The organism is Leucobacter albus (genome assembly GCF_039528015.1).
Classification (GTDB): domain Bacteria; phylum Actinomycetota; class Actinomycetes; order Actinomycetales; family Microbacteriaceae; genus Leucobacter; species Leucobacter albus.
The window spans coordinates 504,816-517,395 of record NZ_BAAAKZ010000003.1; the positions used below are offsets into that span (position 1 = coordinate 504,816).

Genomic DNA, 12,580 nt, shown 5'->3' on the forward strand with positions numbered 1-12,580 from the left:
GTGACTACGACGAGAAGTCGTTGAAGCCCTCGACGGCATCGGCTATGCCGTTGACGAAGCTCGTGTAGGTGAGCGCGAAGCCAAAGCGCTCGGCGAGGTTGCCGTCGATCCAGTTGCCCTTCTCGACAGCTGGCACGCGCTTGAGCAGCGGGTCGAGATCTGCTGCAACATTGTCTTTGTATACAAGCAACATGTCGGTGTCGGCGAATACGCTGACGGCATTCTCGTAGCTCAGCATGTGGCCGATGCCGTTCGGGTTCGGCGGTGCCGAGGTGATCTCATCGCTCTCGAGAATGGTGAAGCCGAGCGCTGGCAACACGAGCTGGTAGATCGATTCGTCGGAGATCACGGTGAAGTTATCGACGGGGGAGTGAATCACAGAGGCGACCTTACCGTCGGCGTAGGCGCCGATGCGGGCCTTGGCGTCTTCGACCGCCTTCTCGTAGCCCTCGATCGCCTCTTCCGCCTTGTCTTCGCGCCCCAACAGCGACAACTGGGCGGTCATTGCCTCGAACGGGTTGTCGATCGAGGCCCCCTCGACGTCGAGCCCGTCGTTCACGGCGAGCACCGGAGCGATCTCGTCGAGCTTGAAGTCTTCGCCCTCGTAGAAGTTCCACCAGCCAACTCCGACGACAATGAGGTCGGGGTTGTACGAGGCGATCTCTTCGCGGTTCAGGTCGAAGGCGGTGTTCTTCAGGTGGGCAACGTCGCTATCGATGAGCGGCGACAGTGGGCTGTCGGTGCCGTAGGCCGTGGCGACGAGCGGGTAGTCGGCGAGCAGCGCCATCTCAAGCCCGCTGCGGCTGTCGAGCACGACGACGCGCTGCGGGTCAGCCGGAATCTCTGCGGCGTAGCCCTCGTACTCGAACTTGATGGTCTCGCTCGAGCCCGAGTTCGAGTCTGAGCCCGCGCCCTCGTTCGTCGTGACGTCGCTGCCCGCGCAGCCTGCGAGGAGCCCGACAGTGAGGGCTGCCGAGACGAGCGCGAATGCGCGCCGCCGGCCCGCGCGGCGCAGCCCGCCGCGTGGTGATGGAGTTGTTACAACAGGCATGTGTTTCCTTGCTGAAGTGCGATGGCCCGAGCTAGCGAGCCGTGATGCGAACGGGGCTGAAACGGCCCCAAGAACTACGTTACGAAGCAGCGGAGGCGCGAGGGAGACGAAGGGTGTCGCGTTCAAGACGGGCGACGCCGCCGGGCTCATCGCTCACGGTCGCGCGCTGCCCCCGATCGCGCCCGAGTGGCACGACCGTCGGTGTGCCGACAACCGGGTCGGGCACCACGCGGCACGCGAGCCCGAATACCTCGGAAACGATCTCTTCCGTGACGACCTCCTCTGGCGGGCCCTCGGCCACGATCCGCCCGTCTTTCATCGCGATGAGATGCGTGCCGTAGCGCGCTGCCTGGTTGAGATCGTGCAAGACCGCCACGAGGGTGTTGCCCGCGAGATGCAGGTCTGTGAACAGCTCAAGCAACTCGATCTGGTGAGCGATGTCGAGAAACGTTGTCGGCTCGTCGAGCAGCAAGAGCGACGTCTCCTGCGCGAGCACCATTGCCACCCACACGCGCTGGCGTTGGCCGCCCGAGAGTTCGTCGACGAGGCGAGCAGAGAGCTCGGTTACCCCCGTCGCCTCCATCGCAGTGAGCACGGCTTGCTCGTCGGCATCGCTCCACTGCCTGATGATGCCCTGGTGCGGGTAGCGGCCGCGCGCGATCAGGTCGGCGACGGTGATGCCGTCTGGGGCCAGCGAGGTTTGGGGGAGCAAGCCAAGGCGCTTGGCGACCTCCTTTGCCCGGTACGCAGAGATGCTCTTGCCGTCGAGCAGCACGCTCCCGGCCGTGGGCTTGATGAGTCGCGACAGGGCGCGCAACAGGGTCGACTTGCCGCAGGCGTTGGGGCCGACGATGACGGTGAAGGACCCGTCTGGAATCGCCACGGAGAGCCCCTCGGAGATCGTCTTGTGGTCGTAGCCGATCGTCGCGCCCTCGACGCGAAGCGCCGAGGTTGTGCCGGGCGCCAAGCTCGGGCCAACTGCCGAGGTCGCGTCTGGCCCAACTGTCGGTGCGTTGCCGGAGTCTGCTGAAGATGTCATCGTGTCGCTTTCGTATGGAAAAGAAGTTCGTCGCCTGCGCCTGGCTACAGTCGGCGCCGCGCCTCGTGAATGAGCAGCCAGATAAGGTAGCCCCCACCGATCACCACAGTGACCGTGCCGACGGGGAGCATGGCCGGGAGCGCGTGCAGCGCAACGTAGTCGGAGGCCGAGAGCAGCACCGCGCCCATGAACGCCGAGGCGACGACAGACACACCAGCACTGCGGGTGAGGCGCCTGGCGATTTGTGGGGCTGCCAGCGCGATGAATGAGATCGGGCCGGCCGCGGCCGTCACCACAGCGATGAGCCCAACGGACAGCAGCATCAGCGCGAGCCGAGTCGGCTCGACGCGCACCCCGAGTGCCTGTGCGGCATCGTCTCCCAGCTCGAGCTGTTTCAGCGGCCGAGACAGGGCGATCGTTGCGATGAGCAGCACGACGACGAGCACGCTGCCGACCCCGGTCTGGGCCCAGGTCATGCCGTTGAGCGAACCGGCACCCCACACGGCCGCCACAAGCGCGGTGTCGAGGTCTGCGGTGAGCGTGAGCCAGGTGTTGAGCGAGCTCAGCATCGCCGACACGGCGATGCCGGCGATGATCAGCCTGAAGCCCTGCACGCCGCCCTTGAACGCGAGCAGGTAGACGACCGCCGCGCTCGCGAGGCCCCCGACGAACGCTCCGAGCGCGACATCGAGGTATGTTCCCTTGAACACGATCATGACGACGATCGCGCCGGTGTAGGCCCCCGCCGAGAAGCCAAGAATATCTGGGCTTGCGAGCGGGTTGCGCGTGATCGACTGGAACACCGCCCCGCTCGCCCCGAGGGCCGCGCCGAAGGTGAGCGCCGCGAGCGCGCGGGGCATGCGCCACTCGACCACGACCGTGCGCGTGAAGTCGTGAGTGCCCGATGTGAGCGCTTGCCACACCTGGGGGAGCGTCAGCGGGTAGTCGCCGCTGGCGAGCGCCCACGCGCCGAGGGCGAGAGCGAGGACGGCGAGAATGAGGCACACCGCCACGGTGCGCACATCAACTCGAATCCACGCACCGCCAATGCGAAACCTACGCACCTTGCGGCCGAAATCGATCTTGTTGTGAATTGGCGCCTGTGCCACGCGTGAGCCCTTCACAGCCCGCTCAACTTTCGGCGACGAATGAGCACAATCAACACTGGCGCGCCGACGAAGGCGGTGACGATGCCAACGGGTACCTCTGCAGGGCGCATGATCAGTCGCCCGGCGATGTCGGCGACGAGCAGCAGGATCGGGGCCAGGGCAATCGTGTAGGCGAGGATCCACCGCTGATCTGGCCCCACGATCCACCGCGCGACGTGCGGCACCATGAGGCCGATGAACCCGATCGGGCCAGCGATCGCCGTCGCCCCGCCAGCGAGCAGCGTGACGGCGATGATGACGAAGATTCGCGTGCGCAACACGTTCGCGCCGAGCGCGCGAGCGAGGTCTTCGCCGAGCGCGATCGCGTTGAGCGGCCGCGCCATGAGAAAGGCGATCACGAGCCCCGCAGCGAGAAAGGGCAGCACGGGCCACACCAGGTCGAGGCCTCGCCCAACCACCGTGCCAGCGCCCCAGTTGCGCATCTTGTCGAAGGCCTGCGGGTCGAGCAGCGTGAGCGCGCTCGTCAGGCCGCTGAGGGCCGCGCCAAGTGCGACGCCGGCGAGCACGAGCCGCAGCGGATCCGCCCCGCCCCGGCCCGCCGATCCGATCGCGTACACAGCGAGCGTTACAACGAGCGCACCCGCAAACGCGAACCAGATGTACTGCGTAATCGAGGTCACCCCGAATACTCCAACGCCGATCGCAACCGCGAACGACGCGCCGGAGTTGACGCCGAGAATGCCGGGGTCTGCGAGCGGGTTTCTGGTGAGCGCCTGAATGAGCGCCCCCGCGACGCCGAGGGCCGCTGCGACGGCGATTGCGACGACGGTGCGCGGAATACGCAGATCCCAGATCACGAAGTGGTCTTCGATATCGCTCCGATTAAACACCGCATCCCACACCACCGAGAGCGGTATCTCGCGCGATCCGACGACGACGCTCGTGAGCGCCACGAGGGCGAGCACGCCGAGAATCGCGAACAGCACGAGCGCCCGGCTGAGCTGTGTGGTTGCGAGCCCGTTGGAGGTCGGGGAGCGGCGGGCGGTGCGCGGCGGATCCGCGACCGCTTGCGGCCCCGCCGTTTCGTTCCGGTGCGCCGTGGCGTTTGGCCTGGGCGTTGGGCGGTGGGGGAACATCGTGCGGTGCGGCTCCGTGGTCGGGTTGCTATGGGGATGATGGTGCTGCCGTGGCCGCCGGGCCGGGCGAGGCCGGCCGGAGCGGAAGCGCGGAGGTTGCGCGATGCTCGGCGCACCGCTATCTACGCTACGTCGCGGGCGATGCCGCCGGGGGACAGTGCGTGTTGCGTTCGAGACAGCGCGCTCCTCACGAGCGCGAGGGCTGCGAGGCTCTGCCGGCTGGGGCCCGGCTAGAGGCGCCCGGCGAGCTCGCCCGGGGTGCAGCCGACGGTCTTGCGAAAGGCCGACACGAACGCGCTCGTCGTGCTGTAGCCGACCCGGCGCGCAACCGATTTGACGCTGCGCCCGTCGGTGAGCTGGCCGAGTGCGGCGCGCATGCGCACCAGCCTGCGCCACTGGGCGAAGCTCATCGCAACCTCTGCGGTGAACACGCGAGTGAGCGTGCGCGAGGTCATATTGAGCATCGCCGCCCACTGCTCGAGCGACCGGTCGTCTGAGGGGTCGCTAAGAATCATCTCAACGAGCAGGGCGAGCCTGCGATCTTCTGGCAGCGGAATGTCGAGCCGCACGCTGTCGGTGAGCTCGAGCATGTCGACGCAGACCTGCTGGGCACGCAGCCGCTCGTCTACGGTCATCTCCGAGCTCCAGAGGTGCAGCAGGAGCTCGCGTACCGCCGGCCGCACCCGCACTGCGACCGGCCGATCCCACGACTTGGGCCAGGCAGCCGGAGCGAAGTACGTGGCCCGCACCTCGGTGCTCTCGCGCGACGAGCCCTCGTGCGAGACGCCCGCCGGTATCCACAGCCCCATGCCGGGGGCGACCGTCCACTGCTTGCCGTCGGCGTGCATTGTGACGACGCCGCGGTCAGTCCACAGCAGCTCGTGCTCGGGGTGGCTGTGCGTTGGCCAGATTGTTGCGTTCGACGGCACGTGAATCTTCGTGCGCAGCAGGTATGGCTCAGCCACAAAGTGCTCTGCCGCAAAGTGCTCTGCCGCAAAGTGCTCCGGTGGCGCGATAGCCGGGTTGCGCAGGCCCGAGCCGCCCGAGCCGCCGGAGCCGCCGGAAGCGCCGGGGTCGCCGGTGCCCGCGGTGGGAGCTGGGGCTGGCCGGCTATCAAGCAGAGTCATGGACACCTCGCGGTCGTGGGGTTGGTTAGGTTCACCTTACATTAGTCTGATGAGCCTGTGCCAGTGGGGGCGAGGTCGCGCCGCGGTCGGTGTCAGAGCGAGCCGGTAGGCTGAACGGGTGGCAGCACCAAAGATCTCTAAAGTCGAGTGGAGTGACGTTGTCCCCGCGCCGATCGTGCTCGTGAGCGGCCCGGAGGAGTTCTTCGCCGACCGCGCCTCGCAGCGCATTCGCGAGCTGCTTCGCGATGCGAATGCCGAGCTCGAGGTGCACGACATCGACGCAGCGAGTTACGGGGCGGGCGAGCTCTTCACGATTGCGAGCCCGTCGCTGTTCGCCGAACCGCGGCTGATCCGCGTGGCCGGCGTCGACAAGTGCTCCGATGCCTTTATTGAAGACGCGAAGCGCTACGTCGCGGCTCCCGCAGAAGACACGACGCTCGTGCTGCGCCATTCGAGCGGGCAGCGAGGCAAGGCGCTGCTTGACGCGGTGCGCAAGGTGCCCGGCGCGATCGAGGTGGCATGCCCCGAGCTCAAGAAAGACCAGGAGCGCCTCGCGTTCGCGCAGGCCGAGTTTCGCAGGCTCGGGGCTCGAGCGACACCGGGCGCCGTGCGCATGCTCGCCGCGGCGTATTCGTCTGGCAGCGTCACCGAGCTCGCAGGGGCGTGCGCGCAGCTCGTCGCTGATGTGGGGGCCGAGATCACTGAAGAGCAGGTCAACCGGGCGACCGAGGGCCGCGTCGAGGCGAGCGGTTTCAAGGTTGCCGACGCGGCGATTGCGGGCAAGCGGGCCGACGCGCTCGTGCTGCTTCGGCAGGCCTTGCTCGGCGGCACCTCGCCGATTCCCATTCTCGCGGTGATCAACATGAAGCTGCGGGGCATGGCGCGGGTCTTCGGGGCCAGGGGCTCATCTGGGCAGCTTGCGAAGCAGTTCGGCATGGCCCCGTGGATGGTCGACAGGGCACTCAAAGACATTCGCGGCTGGCGCGAGGAAGATCTTGCCCGAGCCATAGACCTTGCCGCCGAAACTGAGTGGAACCTCAAGGGTGGCAGCCGCGACCCGGAGTACGCGATCGAGCGCTTCGTGTCGTTTGTGGCGATGCGCGGTCGCGGGGGCTGAGCCTCGCCAGGCCGCGCCGTCGGGCCGTGCTGCCGGGCCGTGCTGCCGTGCCGCCGCCTGTGAGCCCTACACTTGCCTCCGAGGGCACCCCCTTGTTAGCGGAGGTAAGTAGGTGATCTCGGAGGCAAGTGCAGGGCTGAGGCCGGGCCAGGCGCGCTGCGGGGAGCCGAGCTCACAAAAAACTCGGGCCCCGCCGAAGCGGAGCCCGAGTTAGAAAGCTGTGATGCTTAGATCTTTGCGACCTGAGCTGCGAGCTTCGACTTGCGGTTCGCAGCCTGATTCTTGTGAATCACGCCCTTCGAGACGGCCTTGTCGAGCTTGCGGGTTGCGACCTTCAGCGTCGACTCTGCTGCTGCCTTGTCGCCCGATGCGATGGCCTCGCGGGTCTTGCGGATGACGGTGCGGAGCTCGCTCTTGTACGCGCGGTTACGCTCGGTAGCCTTGGCGTTGGTCTTGATGCGCTTGATCTGCGACTTAATATTTGCCACGTTGGGTTGGTTCCTTCAGTAGAGGTCAATCGGGTTGATCCGCGCGGTGAGAGAGGGCACCTAACGGGGGTGTGGTGTGATCCACACGCAAGCCAAGAACCAACTTTAGCAGATTCTGGGTCATCACGATACTCGGGGCCGGCCGTGTCGCGTGAGGGCGGGGGCTCCGGGCAGTCGCGAGAGCAGCCAGACCAGGGCGGCCGCGATAAGCAGCGAGACGAGCAACAGCAGGACATGCCCGAGCACATAGGCGAAGCCGTGGCTCGGCAGCAAGAATCCATATGGAACCCAGCCGTCGGTCACGCCGCGCAGGAGCACCACGGCGAGCCATGTGAGGGGGTAGGGGAGCACAACCCACAGCGATCGCCACGGCAGGGGTTGACGATCGCCGACGAGTGCCCAATCGAGCAGCACCGCGGCGGGTAGCAGAGCGTGCAGCACCAGCGACACCCAGGCAGGCGCCGACCCCGTCCCGGGAATCAGAGTGTTGTAGATCACCGCAACCACCAGCATGCAAGACACGGCAACGCCTCGGGCGAATTGCAACGGGCCAGGGGGTGGGTGCTGCTGCAACCCGAGAACACCGCACACCACAAGGGTGAGGCCCGCGAGCAGGTTCGTGAGGTTCGTAAAGAAGCCGAAATAGTTGAAGGGGTTCGCGCCCTGCGCGGGCACCCCCAGCACATAGGCGTAGGCGAGAATGCGGATCGCTAAGACCCCGAGGAGCAACCGAGCGGCACTCACCGAGCGCCGGGCAACCCGCGTCACAGCCATCCCTTGTCGTGAGCAATCCGCGCGGCGGCGGTGCGGTTCTTCGCCCCGATCTTGCCGATCGCCGCCGACAGCACGTTGCGCACTGTGCCGGCCGACAGAAACACCTCGGCGGCGATCGCAGGCGCGCTGAGTCCCTCGCCCGCGCGTCGCAGCACCTGCCGCTCGCGCTCGGTCAGCGGGTTGGCGCCCTCGAACAGCGAGGCCTCGGCGAGCTCGGGGTCGACAACGCGGTGACCCGCGTGCACCCGCCTGACGGCATCGGCAAGCTTGTCGGCTGGCGTGTCTTTCACCACGAACCCGCTTGCGCCTGCCTCAAGGGCGGCGCGCAGGTAGCCAGGCTTCGCGAACGTCGTGACGATGAGCACGCGAGCGGAAGGCGCGGCCCCGAGCACGGCCCGCGTGGCGACGATGCCGTCGGTGCCTGGCATCTGAATGTCCATGAGGCAGACATCGGGGCGAAGGTCGGCGGCCACGGCCGCGGCTTCGCCCCCGGACGCGGCAAACCCGACGACCTCGAGATCTGGCTCGAGACCGAGTAGCGCCCCGAGCGCACCGCGCACGAGCGCCTGATCGTCAACGAGTAGGAGTCGAATCTTCGATGATTCGTTGGTGCTGGTCGTGGTCACCACGTCACGCTCACTTTCGTTCCACTTGGCGCCGCGGCTTCGACGCGCAACTCGGCGCCTGCGGCGGCCGCGCGCTCGCGCATCCCGCGAATTCCGTTCCCAGAGGCGACGCCAGCGCTACCCGCCCGGTTGCCGGCACCGCCCGCCCGGTTGCCGGCCCCGCCCGCCCGGTTGCCGGCCCCGCCCGCCCGGCTGCCGGCACCGCCCGCCAGATCGCCCGTCGCGACCCCCGATGCTGCTGCGCACCCGCGCCCATCATCGACGACGGCGAGCGTGCCAGGCGCGAACTCGACGGTGACCGCGCTCGCCTCGGAGTGGCGGAGTATGTTGGTGGTTGCCTCGCGCAGGATCCACGCTGCCGGAATCGCCTGAGCAGGCGACAGCGCGGTCGCATCCCCCCGCACCGCGAGCGCAATGCCCGCGCTCGCGAACGCGTTCGCCGACGCTGCGAGCTGCCTCGAGAGCCCGTCGACCGTCCCAACGCCGAGCCCGTCGACCGTCCCAACGCCGAGCCCGTCGACCGTCCCAACGCCGAGCCCGTCGACCGTCCCAACGCCGAGCCCCGCGCCGCCCGGGTCCCGGGGCCCTTCTGCAAGCCCATCCGCGAGCCGCTCGGCGCGCACCCCCGTGACAGTGCCCCGCACGCCCGCGAGCGCCTCGCTCGTCAACCGCACAATCTCGTCGAGCTCGGCCCGCGCGGCGGCCGGATCGTCGTCGATGAGCTTGGCCGCGAGCTCGGCCTTCAGTTTTACCACGGTGAGCGAGTGGCCAAGCAGGTCGTGCACGTCGCGAGCCACGGCCTCGCGGCCCTCGCTCGTCGCGAGCTCGAGGCGCAGGCCGTCGGCGGCGGCGGATCGCCTGACGAGCCAAGAGTTGATCGTGTTCACGGTCGCCGCCATGAGCACAATGCCGAGCAGTGGCCATGCAGGGGAGGCGCCGCGGGCCTCTGCGGTGATGCACTGCACGGCGACGAGCGCGGGCCCGAGTGTGTTTGCCACCCAGTGGATCGGGCGCGAAAGTAGGTACGACGCGTACGCCATGATGAACGGGGCGAAGCTCGTCGCGCCCCACCCGATCGCGGGCACCGTGAGCAAAGCGCACGCGATCGACGTGAGGTAGAGGGCGAGCGTTGGCCCGCCCTCGTTCCCGTGCGCGGTGCGCATGCCGACGATAAAGCCGACCAGGTAGGCAGCGCCGAACAGGGCGAGCCCGAGCCACCCGAGTGCGACGATCGCGGCGGGGGCGGCCGACTGCAGCAGTGCGACGGCCGGGTAGTAGAGAAACACCAACCAAATGGCGCCCATGAGCCAGCCGTAGCGTGCCCAAGCGTTGGACGCGCCTGCCTCGCGCGCGGAATTCATGCGTCTCAGCCTAGCGGCGACGTCGAGAGCGCAGCACGCCGTACCTCACGAGCGCGCCAAACAGCAGCGCCCAGGCGAGCACGTTGAGCAGCACCAGCCAGAGAGCATCGTCGCCGCCTGGGCCGGTGCCCGCCGTGACGAGTGCGCCCTCGGTGATCGGCCAGCGCGCGAGCGCAGCGTAGCCGTACATCGGGGTGAAGTGTGCGATCGTGAGCATCGTGCCGCTCAGCGGCATGAACACGTTCCCGACGAACCCGAACAGCGTGATCGCGATTGAGGCGAACGCCGAAGCGCTGTCTGAGTTGAGCGCGAGGCCGGCCCCGAGCCCGAACAGCCCGAACACCAGGCCGCCGGCGAGCACGATGCCTGCGACGCTCAGCCAGTGCCACGGCGAGTCGGCGCGCGCCCCGGTGACCGCCCCGACGAGGAAGACGCAGGCGGTCGAGATCGCGGAAAACGCGAGCGCGACGGCGAGCTTCACGACCGTGTAGCCGGCGATGGAGAGCGGGGTGAGCGCGATCTGCCTGCCCCAGCCCTGCCCGACCTCGGAGGCCGCGAGCGCGCACAGCGAAGTCATCGCGGTTGCTGTGCCGAAGGTGGCCATCGAGGCCATGACGTAGAACGCGACGTTGCCGTTGCCGGCGCTCGCGGTCGCATACGCCGCGTTCGCGCCGAAGAGCAGGTACATCGCAATCGGCATGCCGAGCGTGAACACGAGCGTGTACGGGTTGCGAAACTGCCGCGTGACCTCGACGCGGAAGAACGTGGGGGTGAACAGCATGGCTTAGGCCTCCGTGAGTGCGGTGAACGCGGTTTCGAGCGTGGGTGCGGCGATTTCTAGCTCTGTGGCGCCGGCGGCGAGGAGCTGAGACGCGACCGCGTCAGAATTCGCCGAGCGGATCCGCACCCGCTGACCGTCGACCTCGAGCTCGGCCGTCGCGACGTCGGCGCGGAGACCGTCGAGCAGCGCCGCCGTGTTCGGCGCGGTGGGAGCCCCTGGCAGTCGTGCCGAGAGCGTGCGCCCGCCGAGGGAAGCGCGCAGCGTTGCGGTGTCGCCGTCGGCCACGACGCGTCCGTGGTTCATCACGACGGTGCGGCGCGCGAACTGCTCGGCCTCCTCGAGATAGTGCGTCGCAAACACAATCGTGCGCCCGGCGCTCGCGTCTTGCCGCATCGCGTCCCAGAACCGGCGCCTCGCGGTGACATCCATCCCGGCGGTCGGCTCGTCGAGAACGAGCACGTCGGGGTCGGGCAGTAGGGCGAGGGCGAACTTCACTCGCTGCTGCTCGCCGCCCGAGCACTTGCTGACCTTGCGTCGCTCGACGCCCGTGAGATCCGCCCGCTCGATCACCTCGGGTACGCGGCCGAGCGCGCTATGAAAGCTCGCGATGACCTGAACGGTCTCCAACACCGTGAGATCGGCGAGCAGCCCGCCCGTCTGCAGCACGGCCGAGAGCGCGCCGGCCGCGACGGCGCGGCGCGGGCTCTCGCCAAGCACGCGAATGCTGCCCTCGTCGGGGTCGCTCAGCCCGAGCACCATGTCGAGCAGCGTGGTCTTGCCGGCGCCATTGGGGCCGAGAAGAGCGACGACCTCGCCGCGTTCGATCACGATGTCGACGCCCGACACCGCGCGCACGAGGCTATCTCCGGTGCCGAACTGGCGGGTGACGCCGGTGATTTCGAGGGCGGGTGCTGGGGGAGCTGGCGGCCGCGAGGGGCGTTCGTTTGGGTCCATGCTCCCAGCCTCTCGCGCCAGCTCGGCTGCCGCGAGGCAGTGCTGTCACGTGCTCGAGGTGACAGTTGTCATGTCGACTACCCGCGGAGCTGCGCCCGGGAACGCTTCGCTGCGCGCGGATCTGTTGGCGCGTCGCTGTCGAGCAGGAAGGTGACTTCGGCAAGCGCAGGCCAACGACTCGGCCAATTTCCGGCGGTCTGGGGGAACGGGTCGCCGGGAGCCTCGGAGTCTTCCGGGTTCTCGATAGTGAGTTCTGCCAGCATGCCACCCGCCACACGCATCCGCACCAGTCGCCGCTGGCCGGTCGCGCTGTCGACAAAGCTTGCCGTCACAGGGAACTGCTGTTCGTGCGGCACCGCGCGCGACAGCGCAGCAGCGTCACCCACCGCGATCGTGATGACGTCATAGGAGCCAGACACGCCGCCCCACACGAGCTCCTGCGCAGAATCGAGCTGAGTGCGCAGCGCCGTCGCGCTGGGATCCGCACTGAAATCGAGCATGCCAGCGATGAGCGACCGCGCCCCGGCCGGCAGCTCCGCCGGCGTGCCAGAACTCCCACCGGCGCCGTCGAACCCGCGGCGCGAGCCGGGCGCCGCAGCGGAGCGAGCCCTGCGTGCGGCAACGACCGAAGGCAGCTCGGCCATGAGCGACAGTGCGAACGTCGCCGTCGCGAAGACGAGCCGCGGCTTACTCACGCCGCGGCGAACGAGCGCTCGTTGCAGGCGCGCGTCAACCGTTTCGCCGACCTCCGAGAGCCCGAGCACCGCGCCACCCGCTGCGACAGCCGCAGCGCCCCGGCCGCGCCGATCAAGCCCGGTCGCGGCGTCGCTCGCGACCATTGCCGCCGTGACACCTGCGAGGCCCGAACGGTACAGCGCGCGCTTGCCGCGCGTGAGCTTCGCCGGGTCGATGAGGGCCGCAGCGCCGAGCGCGGTTGAAATCACCACAGCCCGTGCGGGCTGCCCAGGCGCGAACAGGCGCCGAAAGAACTGTGAAGCAGACACATTGTCATCCTAC

The 12,580-nt window shown here is 68.2% G+C and carries 13 protein-coding genes; 1 reads left to right on the top strand and 12 read right to left on the bottom strand.

Annotation, left to right across the window (positions count from 1 at the left end; translation table 11 throughout):
- Positions 1 to 4: 4 nt before the first annotated feature.
- The 5 genes from ABD115_RS05965 to ABD115_RS05985 all read right to left on the bottom strand — a co-directional run bounded on the left by ABD115_RS05965 (position 5) and on the right by ABD115_RS05985 (position 5,462).
- Positions 5 to 1,051, bottom strand: a complete 1,047-nt coding sequence (locus ABD115_RS05965) for an ABC transporter substrate-binding protein (protein ID WP_343959205.1) — start codon at positions 1,049 to 1,051, stop codon at positions 5 to 7.
- A gap of 79 nt (positions 1,052 to 1,130) precedes the next feature.
- Positions 1,131 to 2,090 carry an ABC transporter ATP-binding protein gene (locus ABD115_RS05970; RefSeq protein ID WP_343959207.1) on the bottom strand — a complete coding sequence of 320 codons (960 nt, stop codon included), beginning with the start codon at positions 2,088 to 2,090 and terminating at the stop codon, positions 1,131 to 1,133.
- 44 nt (positions 2,091 to 2,134) lie between these two features.
- A complete protein-coding gene (locus ABD115_RS05975; RefSeq protein ID WP_343959209.1) occupies positions 2,135 to 3,199 on the bottom strand; it encodes a FecCD family ABC transporter permease in 1,065 nt (354 codons plus the stop codon).
- An 11-nt stretch (positions 3,200 to 3,210) separates the two neighbouring features.
- Positions 3,211 to 4,335 (bottom strand): iron chelate uptake ABC transporter family permease subunit, encoded by a 1,125-nt coding sequence (locus ABD115_RS05980; RefSeq protein WP_343959211.1) that lies wholly within the window; start codon positions 4,333 to 4,335, stop codon positions 3,211 to 3,213.
- Positions 4,336 to 4,565: 230 nt separating this feature from the next.
- Complete coding sequence (locus ABD115_RS05985; RefSeq protein WP_343959213.1) at positions 4,566 to 5,462, bottom strand: helix-turn-helix transcriptional regulator; 897 nt, start codon at positions 5,460 to 5,462, stop codon at positions 4,566 to 4,568.
- A 118-nt stretch (positions 5,463 to 5,580) separates the two neighbouring features.
- Here ABD115_RS05985 and holA point away from each other — a divergent pair, with 118 nt between their 5' ends.
- Positions 5,581 to 6,579, top strand: coding sequence for a DNA polymerase III subunit delta (gene holA / locus ABD115_RS05990; RefSeq protein WP_343959215.1), 999 nt, complete (start codon positions 5,581 to 5,583; stop codon positions 6,577 to 6,579).
- A gap of 227 nt (positions 6,580 to 6,806) precedes the next feature.
- On the opposite strand, the gene rpsT is transcribed toward holA, so the two are convergent.
- The 7 genes from rpsT to ABD115_RS06025 all read right to left on the bottom strand — a co-directional run bounded on the left by rpsT (position 6,807) and on the right by ABD115_RS06025 (position 12,567).
- Complete coding sequence (gene rpsT / locus ABD115_RS05995; protein ID WP_343959217.1) at positions 6,807 to 7,067, bottom strand: 30S ribosomal protein S20; 261 nt, start codon at positions 7,065 to 7,067, stop codon at positions 6,807 to 6,809.
- 123 nt (positions 7,068 to 7,190) lie between these two features.
- Entirely contained in the window at positions 7,191 to 7,841 is a 651-nt protein-coding gene (locus tag ABD115_RS06000; protein ID WP_382389205.1) for a Pr6Pr family membrane protein, read from the bottom strand.
- Positions 7,832 to 8,467 (bottom strand): response regulator transcription factor, encoded by a 636-nt coding sequence (locus ABD115_RS06005; RefSeq protein ID WP_343959220.1) that lies wholly within the window; start codon positions 8,465 to 8,467, stop codon positions 7,832 to 7,834. The genes ABD115_RS06000 and ABD115_RS06005 overlap by 10 nt, the downstream gene beginning before the upstream one ends.
- Positions 8,464 to 9,828: a sensor histidine kinase gene (locus ABD115_RS06010; RefSeq protein WP_343959222.1), complete on the bottom strand. Its 1,365-nt coding sequence runs from the start codon at positions 9,826 to 9,828 to the stop codon at positions 8,464 to 8,466. The genes ABD115_RS06005 and ABD115_RS06010 overlap by 4 nt, the downstream gene beginning before the upstream one ends.
- A 10-nt stretch (positions 9,829 to 9,838) precedes the next feature.
- Positions 9,839 to 10,609 carry an ABC transporter permease gene (locus ABD115_RS06015; protein ID WP_343959224.1) on the bottom strand — a complete coding sequence of 257 codons (771 nt, stop codon included), beginning with the start codon at positions 10,607 to 10,609 and terminating at the stop codon, positions 9,839 to 9,841.
- Positions 10,610 to 10,612: 3 nt separating this feature from the next.
- Positions 10,613 to 11,563: an ABC transporter ATP-binding protein gene (locus ABD115_RS06020; RefSeq protein WP_343959226.1), complete on the bottom strand. Its 951-nt coding sequence runs from the start codon at positions 11,561 to 11,563 to the stop codon at positions 10,613 to 10,615.
- Positions 11,564 to 11,640: 77 nt separating this feature from the next.
- Positions 11,641 to 12,567, bottom strand: a complete 927-nt coding sequence (locus ABD115_RS06025; protein ID WP_343959228.1) for a hypothetical protein — start codon at positions 12,565 to 12,567, stop codon at positions 11,641 to 11,643.
- Between the last annotated feature and the right edge of the window lie 13 nt (positions 12,568 to 12,580).

Coding starts and splice junctions, on each gene's coding strand:
- ABD115_RS06015 (WP_343959224.1), bottom strand. CDS start 10,609: ATGCTGTTCACCCCCACGTTCTTCCGCGTCGAGGTCACGCGGCAGTTT.
- ABD115_RS06020 (WP_343959226.1), bottom strand. CDS start 11,563: ATGGACCCAAACGAACGCCCCTCGCGGCCGCCAGCTCCCCCAGCACCC.
- ABD115_RS05965 (WP_343959205.1), bottom strand. CDS start 1,051: ATGCCTGTTGTAACAACTCCATCACCACGCGGCGGGCTGCGCCGCGCG.
- ABD115_RS05985 (WP_343959213.1), bottom strand. CDS start 5,462: ATGACTCTGCTTGATAGCCGGCCAGCCCCAGCTCCCACCGCGGGCACC.
- ABD115_RS05980 (WP_343959211.1), bottom strand. CDS start 4,335: ATGTTCCCCCACCGCCCAACGCCCAGGCCAAACGCCACGGCGCACCGG.
- ABD115_RS05970 (WP_343959207.1), bottom strand. CDS start 2,090: ATGACATCTTCAGCAGACTCCGGCAACGCACCGACAGTTGGGCCAGAC.
- ABD115_RS06000 (WP_382389205.1), bottom strand. CDS start 7,841: ATGGCTGTGACGCGGGTTGCCCGGCGCTCGGTGAGTGCCGCTCGGTTG.
- ABD115_RS06010 (WP_343959222.1), bottom strand. CDS start 9,828: ATGAATTCCGCGCGCGAGGCAGGCGCGTCCAACGCTTGGGCACGCTAC.